This window comes from Vibrio fortis (assembly GCF_024347475.1).
GTDB classification, from domain to species: domain Bacteria; phylum Pseudomonadota; class Gammaproteobacteria; order Enterobacterales; family Vibrionaceae; genus Vibrio; species Vibrio fortis.
In genome coordinates this window covers 688390-705891 of the sequence record NZ_AP025487.1, presented here as the reverse complement: position 1 = coordinate 705891, position 17502 = coordinate 688390, and the positions used below count along the sequence as shown (strand labels likewise).

General features: G+C 44.5%; 13 protein-coding genes and 1 pseudogene. 6 read left to right on the top strand and 8 right to left on the bottom strand.

From position 1 onward, the window contains the following. Positions 1 to 98: 98 nt before the first annotated feature. On the top strand, positions 99 to 668 hold the full coding sequence (locus OCV50_RS03130) for a hypothetical protein (RefSeq protein WP_235201709.1): 570 nt from the start codon (positions 99 to 101) through the stop codon (positions 666 to 668). 263 nt (positions 669 to 931) lie between these two features. Here the strand turns inward: OCV50_RS03130 and OCV50_RS03125 are convergent, their stop codons facing one another. Next, a complete protein-coding gene (locus tag OCV50_RS03125) occupies positions 932 to 2815 on the bottom strand; it encodes an ATP-dependent zinc protease family protein (RefSeq protein ID WP_261903684.1) in 1884 nt (627 codons plus the stop codon). A 415-nt stretch (positions 2816 to 3230) separates the two neighbouring features. On the opposite strand from OCV50_RS03125, the gene OCV50_RS03120 reads away from it, so the two are divergent. Together OCV50_RS03120 and OCV50_RS03115 are read left to right on the top strand one after the other, a co-directional pair. After that, positions 3231 to 3644 carry a hypothetical protein gene (locus OCV50_RS03120; RefSeq protein WP_261903683.1) on the top strand — a complete coding sequence of 138 codons (414 nt, stop codon included), beginning with the start codon at positions 3231 to 3233 and terminating at the stop codon, positions 3642 to 3644. Positions 3645 to 3802: 158 nt separating this feature from the next. Further along, positions 3803 to 4267: a copper chaperone PCu(A)C gene (locus OCV50_RS03115; protein WP_261903682.1), complete on the top strand. Its 465-nt coding sequence runs from the start codon at positions 3803 to 3805 to the stop codon at positions 4265 to 4267. 66 nt (positions 4268 to 4333) lie between these two features. Here the strand turns inward: OCV50_RS03115 and OCV50_RS03110 are convergent, their stop codons facing one another. Next, entirely contained in the window at positions 4334 to 5035 is a 702-nt protein-coding gene (locus OCV50_RS03110) for a DUF429 domain-containing protein (RefSeq protein ID WP_261903681.1), read from the bottom strand. A 10-nt stretch (positions 5036 to 5045) separates the two neighbouring features. Next, positions 5046 to 6758, bottom strand: coding sequence for a class I SAM-dependent methyltransferase (locus OCV50_RS03105; RefSeq protein WP_261903680.1), 1713 nt, complete (start codon positions 6756 to 6758; stop codon positions 5046 to 5048). A 299-nt stretch (positions 6759 to 7057) separates the two neighbouring features. Here OCV50_RS03105 and OCV50_RS03100 point away from each other — a divergent pair, with 299 nt between their 5' ends. Together OCV50_RS03100 and OCV50_RS03095 are read left to right on the top strand one after the other, a co-directional pair. After that, positions 7058 to 7825, top strand: a complete 768-nt coding sequence (locus tag OCV50_RS03100; protein ID WP_261903679.1) for a 1-acylglycerol-3-phosphate O-acyltransferase — start codon at positions 7058 to 7060, stop codon at positions 7823 to 7825. Positions 7826 to 7968: 143 nt separating this feature from the next. After that, positions 7969 to 9318: an MBL fold metallo-hydrolase gene (locus tag OCV50_RS03095; RefSeq protein WP_261903678.1), complete on the top strand. Its 1350-nt coding sequence runs from the start codon at positions 7969 to 7971 to the stop codon at positions 9316 to 9318. Positions 9319 to 9409: 91 nt separating this feature from the next. Here OCV50_RS03095 and OCV50_RS03090 read toward each other — a convergent pair whose 3' ends face one another. The 3 genes and pseudogenes from OCV50_RS03090 to mtlA form a co-directional block, all read right to left on the bottom strand. Beyond that, positions 9410 to 10204, bottom strand: a complete 795-nt coding sequence (locus OCV50_RS03090; protein WP_261903677.1) for a hypothetical protein — start codon at positions 10202 to 10204, stop codon at positions 9410 to 9412. Positions 10205 to 10387: 183 nt separating this feature from the next. Next, positions 10388 to 10975, bottom strand: coding sequence for an MltR family transcriptional regulator (locus OCV50_RS03085; RefSeq protein ID WP_239842362.1), 588 nt, complete (start codon positions 10973 to 10975; stop codon positions 10388 to 10390). Between the two features lie 118 nt (positions 10976 to 11093). Then, positions 11094 to 12128: pseudogene (gene mtlA, locus OCV50_RS03080) on the bottom strand (mannitol-specific PTS transporter subunit IIC); the annotation flags it as partial. Positions 12129 to 12641: 513 nt separating this feature from the next. Here mtlA and OCV50_RS03075 point away from each other — a divergent pair. Then, the gene (locus tag OCV50_RS03075; RefSeq protein ID WP_261903676.1) at positions 12642 to 14189 is read left to right on the top strand and encodes an alanine/glycine:cation symporter family protein; all 1548 of its coding nucleotides are present in this window, start codon (positions 12642 to 12644) and stop codon (positions 14187 to 14189) included. 122 nt (positions 14190 to 14311) lie between these two features. Here OCV50_RS03075 and OCV50_RS03070 read toward each other — a convergent pair whose 3' ends face one another. Both OCV50_RS03070 and OCV50_RS03065 read right to left on the bottom strand, forming a co-directional pair. Further along, positions 14312 to 14905: an acetate uptake transporter gene (locus tag OCV50_RS03070; protein ID WP_239842360.1), complete on the bottom strand. Its 594-nt coding sequence runs from the start codon at positions 14903 to 14905 to the stop codon at positions 14312 to 14314. Between the two features lie 662 nt (positions 14906 to 15567). Further along, positions 15568 to 17325: a chitinase gene (locus OCV50_RS03065; RefSeq protein ID WP_261903675.1), complete on the bottom strand. Its 1758-nt coding sequence runs from the start codon at positions 17323 to 17325 to the stop codon at positions 15568 to 15570. Positions 17326 to 17502 lie beyond the last annotated feature (177 nt).

Below are 17502 nucleotides of genomic sequence, written 5' to 3'. Positions count from 1 at the left end.
GATACAACCATACATTGTGAGTCTCACATAAAAAAAGCATTCAATTAGATAGACAGATCGTGTAGCGTGTAGTTGGTAACAAGTAACGAGAATGGATTATGAAACGTAAAAGTGATGCCGCTATAAGACAACAATTTGTAACACAGAGAAGAAAAGATTCAGGACTCGTAACCAAGAGAATTCACGTGTCAGATATCTCACTAGACATACTTGATGCAATTGGAACTAAACTTGGCTTCTCAAGAAAGGAACTCCGTAACAGTGAAAATTTATCCGCTATTATCGAGCTTTGTCTTGGTACTTTTTTAGACGGAAGTTTTGAAGGTAAAGCGAGCCGCAAAGAAGCTCTATACCTGATGCAAATCCACAACATAGTTAAGTTCAAAGAACAACAAGGATTCAATGACAAAGCTATATCTAACTTTCTTGAAGACTCGGGATATGAGACACCGTTCATCGCTAAACGAGTGGTCAGTACACAAAAACATCGTTTAAGAATGGTAGAGAAATGGAGTGAGGTACTTATAGTAAGATTAAAAAAGGAAAGCTATATTAAAAAACAAATCCAGCTCATTGGCGAGTGTCATCGTCCAAAAAGAGTAATTCGCAAGAAACCTCACGTAAGAAGAGAATCAGAAGTGTTTCGAGAAGAAGATTTCTCAGAATAGAAATGTAATCTATCTGGTGCAAGAGTTTAGGTCACAAGAGTAAGGTGTCATGAACATACTCGACATTGGTCACACTTTTTCAAAATAACTCAGTTTTTCTTTTAGTACCCATTAAGTTACCCAAACCAATAAATCAATTTAGATTTTAACTTTAAAATCAGTAACATAATAAGCAGCTTCAGATGACGCCAGCCCACCAAACGTTTGGAAAGGGCCAACTCGCAAGAGTTGGCCCTTTTTGTTTGTCTGGAGTTTAGTGTGGGTTACTTCTGCTTACCCAACACATAATCTTCATCGCTACTTACGAGCGCGCCGTATTTCAAGAAGTTCTTACCTAGGATCATGCTGTACTCAAAGCGAGAGCGGTCTTGTAGGTTAACCTTCACCTTCTTCTCTAAATCACCGAGTTTGACCTCCATTTCCACCACAGGCCGAATGTTTACCTCCTCACCCTTCTTGGCTTTAATGCGCATTACATCAATCACTGGCTTAACAAAGTCTTGTTTGTCACCCTGATTGTTTTGATAGGTGAAGCTCACCATATCTTGGCCATCTTTTTTGAAGCGTTTGATGTTCACTGCATTCATCGAGCTCACATCCGCACCAGTGTCTAGCTTAGCTGGGAACGTCATGCCACTAACTTCAACAAGCTCAACATGACCGACTTTAAACAAAGGCTCCGCGTTCAATAGGTAGTCGGCGCGAGTGTTAATATACACGCCCTCTTTCGCCATCTTCTTGCCAAGAATGAAGTAAGGTGCCTTTTCATTCTTATCTAGCACATCAAGTGCAAACTCTCTTTGTTGTGCTTTGCCAGATACGACAAGATCGGCGCTGACTACTGGGCGCGTGTCTGATCCGACTTTCAGCTGCTTAATCACCTTTTTAGACACTTTCTTCGGCTCACCATTTGCGTCTATCAGGAAGAAATCTACTTTGGCATTGTCCCCTGAGCCAGTAATTTCAAAGCTTTCCACCTTTAGAACTGGCGTACTTACCGTTAATGAAGCGACGGCTTTTAATGGGAAGTAATCCAACGTGATGTCTTCTTCTGGCGAAATAATTAAAGGTTCACCCGACTTAGTCGCATCTTTAAAACTCTCTGCGCCGCCCGACAGTAAATTCTCAGCGTTACTGTTAATCATGAAGTGTTCGCTGGCTGCCATTGTGCCAATTCTTAATTGAGACTCACTGCCAGAACGATCACGCAGATACACCAAAATATCTCGTGTCGTATCTTTGCTTAATTGGACAGGGACATACACCAAAGGCCTTTGCTTACCACCGACGTTAAGCATACGCACCAGTGGTAAGCTCATCTCTTGCTTTTGACCATCGTTACTGACCATATCAAAAGTCACCTTGTTGCTTTTCTTATCAACATCAATGTCTATAGCGTGCAGATTGCTGTAGCGATTCGAGAAAGAGAAGCTCGCATTCACAGACAAACCACCAATTGAGACCACCTCTTTTCTTCCTACGACGGTCGACTTTTCCTGCTCTTGTAGGTAGTCATAACCTGCAAACACCAATGCGTTCTCGGCCAGGAAGGTTTTACCAATCAAAATAGGGGCTGAAAAGTGCCTTCTATCGGTAAGGTTTACATCTGTCTCGAGCTCTTGGTCTGCGATTTTGAGCGACATTTTTATGGTTGGGCGCAGTATGGGTGTGCTACTCGTTCGGCTACGGATCATGCTGACACGCTCTAAAGGGGCCTCAATCTGCTCCATCTTTCCAGTTCGAGGGTTTTGGATCTTGAACGATACTTGCGTATCAAAAGGCTCAAAAGTACTGCCATCCCAATCGCTATACGCTACGTCGCTGTTGTTTATCACCTCTTCAGTCAGGGCCAACATCAACTCTTGGTTTGTTAGGTTCTTATAGTCTGGGTGAGTACTGGTTACTTGAATATCTTCCGCGTGCATCGATGTGGTTTCAGCACCAGTATCAATTTTTCCTACAAAAGGAATATCGCTAAGCCCAGCTACTCCAGACAAATAAACATTTTCAGTGCGCCCTAGCACCGATTTGCCATCAAGCTGATAAGTAGGGTTTTGAGTTGTATGTGAAGTATCGATTGTCGCCATGGAATAGTGTGAAAAAACAAATGTACTTATTAAAGTTAAAGCCAAAGGTATCTTTTTCATTAGTTGTTCCGTTGTCATCAGTTCACTAATAATACTGACGTTTTTGCTCAAAGTTCCTGCGTCAGCAGTGGTTCTCACATAACGTTTACGTGGTGACTTTTTCAATGACAAATCGATGACTTAACAAAGGTTAGCCTCATCAATTATTAACTTTTGAGCAGTCAATTCTCCTGAAAGGCCCAACAAAAAACGCCGTCAGTTCAATCGCCAAGATCATCAAAAATAAATCAGCCTCTTTAAACGAATCAACTAAAAGTATAGAAGCTAAATCATTATTTCTTTTAAGTATTTGCGTCACCATTTTATAAACTTAGCATTACAATCCCTTAATTTCTTTGCTAGTATCCGCGCCGAATAAAGTTAATTGAATGTTGTGATGCATATATCAAGAAATACGCAAATAAAACAAAAGGTAATGGCGATTTACGTCATTGCTGCTTTGCTGTTTCAGATATATTTATTAGCCACGATGGCACTCAACCCATCACAAGTTAATAACAAGAATTGGCTATCAGAAGCGCAGGGAGAGAAGATCTTGCTGTGTACCGCCGAGGGTTTTAAGTGGGTCAAAATTAGCGAGCTCATCGAAGATAACGCGATGTCACCACTTCCTGTTGATGAGATCCATGACCCGCTCAAGTTTCAATGCCCTCTGCTAGAGATGTGCCAGTTCTCCATCACCATGATCGCAATGGTGCTGGCTGCGTTGGCGGTTTGGTTATGCCGAGTCGCGACTTCATTTACTCCATATCACCACATTCACAGCTACCGTAAGATCTATCTTTCGTTAGCGCCTAAGCAGTCTCCGCCCTTCGGTTTTTCCGCCTAAGCAAGATGAGCTTTGTGCTTATCTTTGTTAACTAAGATTTGTTAACCCACATAAAAACTAACGCCTTAGATCATAAAAAGGCGAGGAACCACTTCACTGCGCTTTTAGCGTACTGGCCTATATAAGCTCTTGGCCAACGAAAACCGATAGAGACTATTATGAAAAAACAGCTCAACACTTTGATTCTATTTATCGCGACGCTTTTTAGTGTCAACGTCTCAGCCCATGAGTACACCGCTGACAGCATTCAAATCGACCACCCTTGGAGTCGTGAAGCGCCACCGAATGCCACTGTGATCGCTGGCTTTTTCCAGCTTAAGAACCTTGCAGAAAAAGATGACTTTTTGATTAGTGCATCGACCCCTATCGCGAGTCGGGTAGAGATTCATACTCATGAGATGTCAGATGGCATGATGAAGATGATGAAAATCGACAACGTGCGTATTGGCAGCATGAAGACGGTAATGTTCAAGCCTGGCGGTTATCATCTCATGATCTTTAACCCAAACAAGTCGTACAAAAAAGGCGAACGCTTCCCGATGACGCTGCAATTTAAAAACGCAGGTACGGTAGAAGTTGAACTGGCGGTCGAAGAGAATGCGCATGTGCATCATCACCACTAATGACTGGTCACTAATCACCCACTAAAAAAAGCCCCCTATATTTCTCACAACAAGGGGGCTTTTATATTACGGCTGCCAATAGACAATCTCGCGCGTTCGACCCTGTGGATCTTTGTCCACTGATTCAGGAAATGCGCTAAGTTGATCAAAATGCAAGGCACACAACATTAGGGCAAATGCATCAATGAGATCATCAGGAGCCACTTTTGATTTCTTTGTGATTGCGACTTGGTGTTTGAGTTTATCAATATGGTTCGGCAGATATTGCGCTAACAAATCGAGCCTTTGCTGCTGGCCTTCAAAGCTCTTCTTCGAATGCTCTAGAGGCGCACCATATAAAGTGGCAAACACCACCTCTGGGTGGGATTCTCGTAGATAGAGTTCAGGATGAAGATTGAGTAACGCATCAACCTCACGCACTTTAGGCAGAATATACCAAGCCTGTTTAGAAAGCTTACGCCCACATAAATCGAAGTTAATCTCACAAGCTTGAGGATAACTTTCGGCATAGGCCGCTTCACGGCAAGGCACAGGGAATACCGAAGCACCACGAGTTCGCGTTAAGTACTTTCGAGCCGCTTTGTCGCACAACCTATCGGGCGTTTTGGAATCACTAAAGCCGATTGGGATATCAATCAGAGCATGCGCATCACGCAACTGTTCTGTTATCTCAGATAGCTCGGTCACCACTTCAAGCAGCACCTCATCTTGATGCCAGATCCAAACCACCCAACCCGCTTTGCAGGCATCTATGCCGATGTGTTTCATGACTCTCTACTTAACTCCATTCATTGATAAGTAAGCGGCTTTTCACACCACGGACTTGTAGTCCCATCGCGTCAAATACTTCTTCAAAGTCACGACATTGAGGTGGAATATTCGGCAAAGAGAGAGCGGCCTCAGAAAAGAATTGTTGCTTGGATAGTTCAGAGTGATCCCATGCTAATTGCCACCACTCCATGATCCTCTGCTTTGATGTATGCAACTTTTCTGCTGTCGGTACTTTGTCACTTTTTTTAAGGTTTTCTTTGGTTGTCGTTGGCAGCAAGTTCCATTTGTCGTTATTCGGCCAGTAAGTAAAAGGTAAGCAATGATCGACATGATAATCTTGCTTAAGCACAGCCCCACTCCAAACACTCACAATTTCAGTATTTTCTTTACGAAGTTGCTCTACTCGCTTTCTGACATCTCGCGTATCGTGGTTGTGATCAATCCACACTAGGCAGTCATGATAGGTTTGCAGCGAAATGTTGCGTTCACGGTTTGTCTCAAAACGCTGCATTTCCATCACCCACTGATTAACAACCAATGGTTCAATCCAAGAGTGATAGATACGAAAACACTCCCACAAACTCTCATCCAAAGTGAAGTAGCCAAAACTGGCCAAGAACTCGCTATCAATAACCAGAGAGCTGAGTGACTTTCGACGCTGGGGTGGAGGCAAAATCTCGAACAGTCTATTGTCTTTAGACCCTTGATAAATAAAAGTAACTGGTCCAGCTTTAATGGTACTAATGGTATGTGAAAACAACTTCTGTAGTGCTTTCGCTTCTTCTCCCAAAAACATCGCGCCAATCGCGAGATCGTCTGCACTCAAATGCTTGAGTTGATACCATCCATCTTGTTTTACAAAACCAAGCCCCTTTGTTGTGTTGCTGTTCTGTTGAATGCCAGAGCCTTCAATATCGATATCAATCAACCTTTTAAATTGTCTTACCCAATATAAAGCCACAAGCCCAACTGGAAGCAGTATTTTGCCATCACTTCTATCTATTACCGCACCTGAGTGAGCATCAGCAATGCGTAATAGCGTTCTCAATAATGCCAATTTGTAGGTCGCTGATTTGTTGTCGTTGACTATGATATGACGAACTTTGTTAAGGTCACCAGAACCATCATCGGGAAGCGTCATAACGACAGTCTGCCACCAAACCTCACTTCGATTCAGTTGGTCTTTGCTATCATCAATATGTCGAACTTGTAAGGCACTATTTTTTGCCAGTTGTTCGAGCTCTTGAACGGAAACCGGATAGCCTTGGCGCTGGTCATCAAATTCTCCATGTCGAAGACTGATAATCAAGCGGCCATTTGGCGCTAGTAAATTAGAGAGTTTACGAAATGCTCGCTCGCGATAGCTGATTGGAAGATGCATCCAAACCGCACTCACTAAGATCAGATCAAAGCGCATTCCTAGGTTTTCTGTCCGACTCAGTGCGGGTAATGAATCATTAATCCAAGTGACCTCGACCCCAGTATGTTTTGCACCTAACTCACGTAGACCATCACTCGGCTCGATAGCTATCACCTCACAACCTTGTTGCTGCATCCAGTGAGCATCGCGGCCACTTCCCGCCCCAACATCAAGCACCTTGTCACCGGATAAAGGCCAGTAAGGCTGCCAACTGCTGTGCACAGACTCGAACGATACCGAGTTGTATTGGGTACTTAATGTGGTTGCATTGTGATGATAGAAATCGATAGTAGATGCCATACTCGATCAATAGTTATGAGTTCTAACTCAATGATAAGTCTTTGATTAATAAAATTCTATCGAGCCATCTAATTCATAGCATTTTTCCTAGTTTTATTCGTTTTCAAATTTATGATGTACGTCTAGCCAGTGAACACGTGTGTGCTGATACCGTGGATTCTGGGCTACGGTTTTATATACATATCTCACTCTTGATGTCTGCCTCTCTCAAAATGTTGCAACTTAGTTAAATAGAACTGAAGCTCTAATCTTCTTCAACGGTTTGAATACTGCCATTGTGCAGTGGAAAGGAGTCGGCTGTGCTTACTGTTCTTCGTCTTATTTTGGCTACGGTGTTTGTGGTTGCAACAACACTGAGTGCGCTTGTTTTCTGTCTGTTTAGCCCTAAAAACCCCAAGCATGTGTACTTCTTTTGTCGCTGGTTTAATCAACTACAAAAGATCCTTGGCCTTAAAATTATTCAGCGCGGGCTAGAGAACGCGCCAACTCCGCAACACAGCGTGTACATTTCTAATCACCAGAGTGTGTTCGATTTTGTCACCGACCCGGGAATGTTAAGACCGCGCACAGTTTCGATGGGTAAACGCGACCTCTTGTGGATTCCATTCTTCGGCGTTTTGTATTGGATCACAGGTAACATCTTGATCAATCGTGAAGACAAATCCAAAGCCAGAGACACGATTAAACAAGTGGCCGAAGCGATTCACCAAAGAGACCTATCGGTTTGGGTTTACCCAGAAGGCACTCGAAGCAAAGGTCGCGGACTCTTACCTTTTAAAACAGGGGCGTTCCGAATGGCGATTGAGGCTGGCGTGCCTATTACACCAATGTGTACCAGTACCACGCACAACAAGATTGATTTGAATCGCGCCAACAACGGCATCGTGATCACTGAAATGCTAGAGCCTATCGATGTATCGGGTTATCAGCTGGGTGATGCCAGAGCCCTTGCCGATCATTGCCATGCTTTAATGGCAGAGAAGATTGCCGAGCTTGATGCAGAAGTAGCACGCTTAGAAGCGGAAACTGATCCTAAACTCGATACAAGAAAAAGCTCAACCCAATAAGCAGAGTCATCTCTCGCGAGTGCTCAGCTGAGTAGAAGCTCAATTACATTTTATCGCTCGCGGCCTCGCAACTCTTACTGCTAATGTTTTCTTTAGCTGCTCTGATTCGCACAATCACGTACTGGCGTTAATGGGAGAGACGAATGCAGGTTATTCATCACGGTGGTAAAAAGACAGTTACGGGCTCTTGCCATGAACTTAGAGTAGATGGGCAATCGGTACTGATTGATTGTGGGCTGTTTCAAGGAGAAGACGCACGCCCATTAGAGGTTGAGTTTGATACCCAGCAACTCAGTGCTTTATTGCTTACCCATAGTCATATTGATCATATTGGACGTATTCCATGGCTATTGGCGACTGGATTTAATCAGCCAATCATCTGCACTAAAGCGACGGCCGCCATTGCACCGCTGATGATTGAGGATGGTTTGAAACTGCAAGGGTTCAGCCACCAGCAGCGTAAACAGATCCTTAAGAGAATCCACTCTTTAATACAACCACGAGCCTATAACCAGTGGTTCCCTATTCCGCCAACACCTCACGCCCAAAAGCAAAAAGATCGTAATAGGCCAAATACTCTTTATGCCCGTTTTCAGCCTGCGGGACACATACTTGGCTCGGCTTATATTGAGGTAAAATTACCTAATGAGGAGGTCGTGGTATTTTCTGGAGACCTCGGCCCGAGTAATACTCCCCTACTTCCTGATCCAGTGTCACCCGAGCAAGCTGATTATCTGTTTATTGAATCAACCTACGGCGCAAGCAATCATTCTAATATTGCCGCGCGTGCAGACACGCTAAACCGCATTATCGATCATTCCCTGGAAGATGGTGGAGCAATTCTCGTTCCTGCCTTTAGCGTAGGAAGAACTCAAGAGCTGCTGTTTGATATCGAGAACTTAATTGCTGAGCGGCGACTCAGCAGTAAACTACCCATCATTCTCGATTCACCAATGGCGCACAAAATCACACGTTCATACCGTCAGTTCAAAGAGTTGTGGGGAGAAGAAGCCAAACAAAGACTCGAAGCGCACCGAAATCCATTGGCATTTGAACAATGTATTACAGTTGATGACCATCGGGCGCATAAGAAGTTAGTGAATCGGCTAAAATCGACCGCAGAGCCTGCTATTGTAATCGCTGCATCCGGCATGTGTCAGGGAGGACGTATTATGAATTATTTATCAGCTTTGCTTCCCGACAAGCGAACCGATGTGATACTCGCTGGCTATCAAGCTCACGGTACGCTCGGTCGTGCACTACAACAGGGAGAGATGTCTGTTGAGATTGGCCAAGCTCATGTATCTGTGAATGCACAAATCCATACTATGTCAGGCTATTCAGCCCATGCAGGACAAAGTGACTTAGTACGTTTTATCGATGGAATAGCAACGCCACCAAAATCCATTCATTTAATTCATGGTGAGCCAAATACTCAAACCACCTTCGCCAAGCGCCTTAAAGAGTGTGGGTATATTGTTGCCGATGATTAGTTTGAAAAAGAAAATGAAGGGGAAGAAACGTTCTTCCCCGTAAACCAAGAAAGTAGACTGGTGAAAAACTCACAACCTCAATGCAAGTAGCTTAGAAAATGGTATACAGCTCCACACCGTAGCCCGTGGCAATACCTTTCATTTGGTAACCAGAGTCTTGAATATTAATGTCATGGTGCTCACCTGTTACATCTAAACTGACGAAGCAGGTTTGATACGTCGCTCTTAACTGATCTTCTGTGAAGTTATTAAAGAGGCTAAGAGGAACATAATAACTCCCGCCTGTTACAACGTTCTTAGAGAGGTCATCATTTTCCCAATGTGAGAAATGTTCGTTGTTTCCAAAGCGGTCCACACAGGTTAGACCCGGGATAACAAAACGATAAGTTGTGTTTGCTTCTTCTACCCATGTGTATTGTACGCCACTGCCATCATAGTTGGTGGTCAGTGGGATTTGAGACGGTTCGCCATCAAAACTGGTGGATGCAACCACATCGCCATCGCGTTTCCAACTCACCTCATAACTTGAAGCATGCGCCGGCATATCATATGAGTAGAGAAAACCGTACATATTGGTTAAAGCAACCGGTGCACCATCGACTAATACCTCGATTTCATCGAGCGCATCTACCGACATCAAACGCGTTGCATCTTTTTCATAGTGAAGAACAAAAACAATACTTGAACCAGTGACCGTACTATTGGAAAAGTTGACTTGAGCGCGTAACTGTCGAGGGTCGTAATTTGCGCTTGATACCCCTCCTGGGTCGGGAAGACCACTCAAATTGCCAGTGCCAGAACCTCCGCTACTACTGCTACCGCCACCTCCGCCGCCACAACCTACTAGTAATAGACTACCTAAAACAACGCCGCCTAGTGTTTTCATAAATCCTCCATAAACATATAAAAACGCTAGATATTTTTTATTTATGGCAGAGCTTACTCAATCAATTTGAAAACGAATTACGATTCACTTCACGAACATGATATGACTAATGTTTAGTAACAATATTTGTTAATTTTGGTGGTCTATTCGCGTTATTCCCCACTAGCTAAATCACAGGAAGGTTTAAGAAGGCAGGAACGACGTATCGCTGTGACAGATCTGTCTGACAAGTTCGGCAATGGCTAACACGATACTCGACTGCACCTTTTGGTTATGACGCTCAATAAACATCGTAAGCATCTCTTGCGGTAAGCTGTTGGCGGCTTGTTGATCATAGTCTATAGGCATGACGCTTTGTACAACATGGACTCGCTGCAGTTCTTCAATCACGTCAGGATCAGTAAAGTAAATGCTGCTTTGTGGCGTATCCGCCCACTCTTTGAGTGTGACAAAACGTTCTATATCTTCATAGATTTCTCGGTTGATAACACCTAGACCGTAAAGGAGTTTACTTCGAATCATCACATCCCCTAGCGGGCCTTGATTCTTAAGTAGAGGATCAACCACGTATTTCACTGCATAGTCATCTTTATAGAAGATACTTTGCATGAGTACACCAATGGTATCGTCCAATGCATGATACGCCGCTAAGAACACGGCACTGGCATCTTCAGCAGTAGAAATTACTTCCAACAGCTCTGCTTCGTTGGGTAGGTCAACAGGCTCAATGGCCTTTGAAAGCATCACGCTTTCTGCACGAGTGTTTCTCATATTAACCTCAAAGCCCAAGGTGATCTTGGCCTGTCGTTATAAAAGTCTTGCTGAGTTACGATCATGAGTTTGATGTTCGATTCGAAAAACGAGGTCGGCCAGTCAGATAGCCTTCTTCTTGCTCCACTTCATCTTTTTGATCTGTTTTCAGAATGAATGAAGAACATAAGAACGACACTACGGTCGAGATAAGGATCGACAGTGCTACCCCTAGCATTGAAGACTTAGGAGCCATGACTAAAATCGCAAAAATTGAGCCCGGTGAGGCTGCAGATACTAAGCCAGCGTCAAACAACACCAGAGTGGAAACACCCGCCATGCCTCCTGCGATCAACGCTAAGATCAGACGAGGCTTCATTAATACATATGGAAAGTAGATCTCTTGAATGCCGCCAAAGAAGTGAATGATAGATGCGCCACCCGCGGTCTGCTTCGTGCCCCCTTTGCCAAACACCATATACGCCAGCAACACGCCTAAACCTGGACCCGGGTTAGATTCAATAAGAAACACCAATGATTGGCCAAACTGTTCAACTTGATGGATTCCAATTGGTGAGAACACACCATGATTTATCGCATTGTTGAGGAATAGGATTTTCGCTGGCTCCACTAAAATCGACACCAAAGCCAACGAGCCAGTATCCACCATCGCTTGTACACCAGCAGCCAACATTGTCGATACCACTTTGACCGCCGGTCCAACAATGAGGAAAGCGATGATGGCACACATCATCCCGATGATACCGGCAGAGAAGTTGTTCACTAGCATCTCAAAACCGCTGCGAACTTTTCCTTCAATGGCTTGGTCGAAACGGGCAATCACAGCACCACCAGCAGGGCCAATGATCATTGCACCCATTAGCATTGGCACATCTGTCCCCACAATCAAGCCCATGGTTGCGATAGCACCCACAATCGCGCCGCGCTCTCCCCCAGTCATCTTACCGCCCGTGTAACCAATCAATAGCGGAATTAAGAACATGATCATCGGGTTGACCATAGAAGCTAGCGCCTCATTCGGCCACCAACCGGTAGGAATAAACAGTGCTGAAATTAACCCCCAAGCAATGAAGGCACCAATACTAGGCATAACCATATTCGCAAGAATACGACCGAAACTCTGAACTTTGATTTTTGAACTTGGGGAGAACATATAAAACCTGAAACACATCTGTAACAATCAATGACTCTGGTAAAATCTGCAAACTTAGGCAAAATATCCTGCAATTATCTGAGATTCATACCACACCCACCCATTGTGATTTTGATCACACCAAAACTCAAACACAGCAATCTAAATGTGATTTATAGATCACATTAATAGAATAACCACCGATAAGATTACGTATTAAAACGACAACACAACGCCAACTTGATGCACATATCAGCAACCTGTCAGAAAGTTGAAATTTAATTCCAAACCTAATCACATCATCAAATTCTATTCCTCCGAGAGAGAGCTAACTAGAAAAATGCATTAAATTGCATTTCTATGTCGAATGGCAAACGGAAAAATAGAACTTATCGTTAACAAAAGCTCTCCAGAACATGCGATATATCACACTATTAAGCTTAGATAGATAAATAATTTAACAAGAGCATTACATGTGAAGTATTGTGTTGTACGAAAAACAATCATAAGTACAACTAACAGGGAAAAATACTCATGCAGTCATTCGTTGATTTTTTGAATGGAATAATCTGGAGTCCGGTACTGATTTACTTGTGTCTAGGCGCAGGTTTGTTCTACTCCATAATGACCCGATTTGTTCAAGTTCGTCACTTCTTTGAAATGTGGCGTTTGTTGTTATCTGGCAAAAGCTCAAGTAAAGGTATCTCATCTTTTCAAGCACTTGCCGTTTCGCTTTCTGGGCGCGTAGGTACAGGTAATATTGCTGGTGTTGCTGCCGCAATCGGTTTCGGTGGTCCTGGTGCTGTATTCTGGATGTGGGTTGTTGCCTTCTTTGGTGCGGCAACTGCGTTTGCAGAATCGACACTGGCTCAAATCTATAAAGAAGAAGATGAAGGCGAGTTCCGTGGTGGTCCAGCTTACTACATCGAAAAAGCGATGGGTCAGAAATGGTACGCGTGGATCTTTGCTATCGCGACAATCTTTGCTTGTGGCGTGCTACTACCAGGCGTTCAGTCAAACAGCATTGGTAATGCAGTAGAAGCAGCGTTTGGCACAGGCGACATGATCGAAACAGCTATCGGTACGTTCAGTTTTGCTAAAGTTTTCACTGGTACTGTTATTGCGATCATCTTAGCGTTCATCATCTTCGGTGGTGTTAAGCGTATTGCGAACTTCACGCAAATCGTGGTTCCTTTCATGGCGCTAGCTTACATCGTGATTGCTTTCGTTATCATTCTTCTAAACATCGGTGAAGTACCACGCATCTTCGGTATGATTGTTGGTGACGCATTTACGCCTATGGCGGGTGTTGGTGCTGCTATCGGTTGGGGTGTAAAACGTGGTGTTTACTCTAACGAAGCAGGTCAAGGTACTGGTCCTCACGCTGCAGCGGCTGCAAGTGTTGATCACCCAGCACAGCAAGGCCTGGTTCAATCTTTCTCTATCTACATCGATACGCTACTAGTATGTTCAGCAACAGCGTTCATGATTCTTATCACTGGTGCATACAACGTACACGGTGGTGCTGAAGGCGCATTCCTAGTACAGAACCTAGCTGCAGATATCGGTGCGAACGGCCCTGTATTTACACAGCTTGCAATCGAAAGTGCTCTACCAGGTGTTGGTAAGCCATTCATTGCGTTCGCTCTGTTCTTCTTCGCGTTCACAACTATTCTTGCTTACTACTACATTGCAGAAACGAACATCGCGTACCTACGTCGCACAGTTAAGATTCCAGGTATGATGTTTGCTCTGAAAGCGGTTCTTATCACTGCAGTATTCTACGGTACAGTGAAAACCGCCAACCTTGCATGGGCAATGGGTGATGTGGGCGTAGGTCTGATGGCTTGGCTAAACATCGTCGGCATTCTGATTATCTTCTTCATGTCTAAACCAGCTCTGAAAGCGCTGAAAGACTACGAAGAGCAACAGAAGAAAGGCGTAACTGAGTACACATTCAACCCAGTTAAGCTTGGCATTAAAGGGGCAGATTACTGGGAAGGTAAATACAAGCGTAAAACAGGTAAATCACCTGAAGCTGAATCAGCGGACAGCAATCCAGTTGAGCAGCCATCTGCGTAAGTAACCTCATAAACTGAATAGATCCTATAAGGCCTATTCAGAGATAATAAAAAACGGGTTAGCCATTTCGGCTAACCCGTTTTGTTTTCCTGTCTCTTAAGAGCTGTTCCCAAACAACGGTCTTAAGCTGCGATCTCTTGCGCTGCAACTTGCGGTGCTTTCTTCTCACCGATTGGCAGTACTGTGCGACCGTATTCGTTGTTGATCACTTGAGCCATTGCAAAGTAGATTGCAGAAGCACCACAGAAGATACCTTCAAAACCAGCGATAGTGCCGATTAGCTCGCTACCAGTGAAATCACGTGCTGCTAGCAGGAAGAATAGAATCGTTAGAGAACCGAATACCACTTGCTTCGCTACTGGGTAGCATAGAGAGCCGATGAACATGAAGCCTGTGAATACGCCCCATAGCAGTAGGTACCAACCCATGAAACTTGCTGGGCTTGCAGGTAGACCCATGTAAGGCATTACGATCAGACCAACCAGTGTCAGCCAGAATAGACCATAAGAAGTAAACGCTGTTGTACCGAACGTGTCGCCACGTTTAAAGCACATTGTGCCGACAATCACTTGGCTCAAACCACCGTAGAAAATACCCATCGCTAGGATCATCGAATCAATCGGGAAGAAGCCTGCGTTGTGGATATTAAGAAGAATTGTGGTCATACCGAAACCCATTAAGCCAAGTGGCGCTGGGTTAGCTAGTTTGGTCGACATTGCGAATTTACCTTTATCAAATAGGGGTTAAACAAAACCAATAAAAATTGTAAGAAAATTTTAATCTATAAACCGCATTTGAGGTAATCCAGTTATCGAAAACTAAGGTTGAGTAAATGATCTCATGGAATATTAGTTTCATATTAGGGATTTGGTATTCATGTTTTGTATTGTTTTTGAGATGCGAGTGAGCGAGGTTCGGGATGCGAAGAGCGTGTTTAGATTCGAGTAAACGGGACTCGAGATGCGAAGAGCGTGTTTAGGATTCGAGTAAACGGGATTCGAGATGCGAAGAGCAATAGAGAGTGTGCTTTTCGCATCTCGCTTACTCGTATCCCGTATCTGTTCATTGATTCGAGTAACGAGATTCGAGATACGAAAAGCTCTTATACTCTTGAATACGCAGAGCTTGGGAGCAATCAACAACAAGCTCTTCGTCACTCGCTTACTCGCATCCCGCATCTGATCATTGATACGAGTAACGAGATTCGAGATACGAGATACGAAAAGGTCTTACAGCTCTGAGTACGCGGAGTTTGGGAGCAATCAAAAACAGGCTTTTCGCTACTCGTTTACTCGCATCCCGCATCTATTCCTAACCACTAAAAAGCCGAGCGTATGCCCGGCTTGTTGAAACGTAATTAGCTCAGCAAGTATTGAATCTACTGACAACTTATCTCATCCCAAAACCAATTTGATTGGACTGGGCTCTCCCATACACCTGGGCCGTTTTTCGCGACAAAGCACTTGCCTTGGTATATTACCTTCTCACCGTTGCTCACTTGAGTTACACCCGGCTCCCAAGTAGTAAATTCGCTTGGATTGACTACGGGTGGTTCAGTGACAGGTGGCTCGACTGGAGGATTCGTCACTGGAGGATTCGTCACTGGAGGCTCAGTCACTGGCGGATCGACAGGTGTAGGATCTGGTTCTACAGGTGATGTTGGCTCGCCCGCGATTAACTTCCAAGGACCACCAGCTGTTGGCTCATCGCCTTGTGTCCACCATTTTGCTTCATAGGTCGCGCCGTTAAAGATCACCTGATCGCCAGTATTGTAAACCTTGTTAGCATCCCAACCGTTGCCACCCGGATTGGTACCAGGATCCACTGGGTCTAGCTTGTCTACCACGCGCACTTCTGGCCAGCTCGCATGAGAGCCGTAGAAGTTGGTCACACACTTCTCGTAATCACCCGGTACTAGTGCAGAGTAAGCGGTTTGAAAGCCAACTAACTCACACTCAAATGAAAAGCCTTCTGGGCGATCGGCGTAGTATTTCCAGTTGCCATCCCAGTTGGTATAAAGCACATCCGTCGCGCCGTTGAGATTCAGGCTTCCGTATGGAGTTTGCTGCCAACACGTATTCTTCTCATCTGCTTCAATTGGGATTTGATAATGTTCAGCTAAACCTTCCCAATAACGAATACGGTTCACCGGTTGGCCTTTGTTCTTATTCTGCTCACCACACTCAATACCACCGTTTATGACATTGATAGTCGTACCAAAGCCATAGCCGATTCCCGCATCTAACTCACGCTGAGATGGTGACCAAGTACGGTCAATTACATGCAGCATCGCTGGCTTAGGCGCTTGAGGCGTTAAGAAGAACCAGATCGCTGAAGCCAAGTTTAACCATGAATCTGCAACCAAACCCGGATTATTCAACAGCACTGTTGCATCACCATCGAACATCACTTCAGAGAAAGCGCCATAATTAAAGTGGTAAGAAAGCTGTTTTGCACCTCGCCCAAAATAGCCCTGCCCTGCTGCACACGGCCAACGCGCATTCTGCCAATCGTTCTGTCCACAGCCTGTGGTGTAACCCTCTTGCCCTTCAGACCAACCCATTTCACGAACGTGCACCAGCGCTTGCTGCCACTCTTCTAGCGCCAATGGATTATCCGAGGTGTTGTCTATCGCGATATGTCCGCCCGTCTCCTGAGAGAAATGAGCAAAGGCGGTGATGATGGATTTCTTACAGATAGCATCTGAATCGCGACCATCGGTGTACTCTCCACAGAATGCAGGGAACTTACCAATAGCGCGCAGGAAACGGGTGTAAGTGTATTCTGGTGCCGCCATTTGCGTTAGGAAATCCCACTCTGTTTGCGGGAACACACGCTCAACGCGTTTTACGTTGTCAGGATTGGTTGAAAGGTTAGGCTTAATCGCCTCTACAATCGTATTGGAACGAGTTTGCAGTGCTTGGGACCAAATCGCATACATAGGATCAGAAGCCTTGGATTGCTCAACAGCAGCAAGATCTGCTCTCGACACAAGATAACCAGTAGGGTTTTGTGGGTCGGGTTGGATGTTCATGGTTGGTTGGCTATTGGTCGCCGCATAGCTTCCGCCAGCAAAAATACTTCCGCCAACGAAAAGAGCACTCAAAACGAGCGCTATCGGTTTCACGTTTAACATAGTTTGTTCTCTTATAAGTAACGTCGATAAGAGAGTATGTGGCACGATGAAAAGGCTCTAGTGCCGAACGGTTAAATCGAAAAGAAGTGCGAGTCGCTTACTAGTAATTTATAAATAACTTCATCTTGTCTCAGTCATTGTGGCGATTGGCTCCAAAAAAACAAAAAGCCCCGAACA

Bases quoted from the DNA above. Each gene is read 5' to 3' on its own strand.
- OCV50_RS03075 (WP_261903676.1), top strand. From the start codon at position 12,642: ATGCAGTCATTCGTTGATTTTTTGAATGGAATAATCTGGAGTCCGGTA.
- OCV50_RS03110 (WP_261903681.1), bottom strand. From the start codon at position 5,035: ATGAAACACATCGGCATAGATGCCTGCAAAGCGGGTTGGGTGGTTTGG.
- OCV50_RS03095 (WP_261903678.1), top strand. From the start codon at position 7,969: ATGCAGGTTATTCATCACGGTGGTAAAAAGACAGTTACGGGCTCTTGC.
- OCV50_RS03085 (WP_239842362.1), bottom strand. From the start codon at position 10,975: ATGAGAAACACTCGTGCAGAAAGCGTGATGCTTTCAAAGGCCATTGAG.
- OCV50_RS03105 (WP_261903680.1), bottom strand. From the start codon at position 6,758: ATGGCATCTACTATCGATTTCTATCATCACAATGCAACCACATTAAGT.
- OCV50_RS03125 (WP_261903684.1), bottom strand. From the start codon at position 2,815: ATGAAAAAGATACCTTTGGCTTTAACTTTAATAAGTACATTTGTTTTT.
- OCV50_RS03065 (WP_261903675.1), bottom strand. From the start codon at position 17,325: ATGTTAAACGTGAAACCGATAGCGCTCGTTTTGAGTGCTCTTTTCGTT.
- OCV50_RS03090 (WP_261903677.1), bottom strand. From the start codon at position 10,204: ATGAAAACACTAGGCGGCGTTGTTTTAGGTAGTCTATTACTAGTAGGT.
- OCV50_RS03130 (WP_235201709.1), top strand. From the start codon at position 99: ATGAAACGTAAAAGTGATGCCGCTATAAGACAACAATTTGTAACACAG.
- OCV50_RS03115 (WP_261903682.1), top strand. From the start codon at position 3,803: ATGAAAAAACAGCTCAACACTTTGATTCTATTTATCGCGACGCTTTTT.
- OCV50_RS03070 (WP_239842360.1), bottom strand. From the start codon at position 14,905: ATGTCGACCAAACTAGCTAACCCAGCGCCACTTGGCTTAATGGGTTTC.
- OCV50_RS03120 (WP_261903683.1), top strand. From the start codon at position 3,231: ATGGCGATTTACGTCATTGCTGCTTTGCTGTTTCAGATATATTTATTA.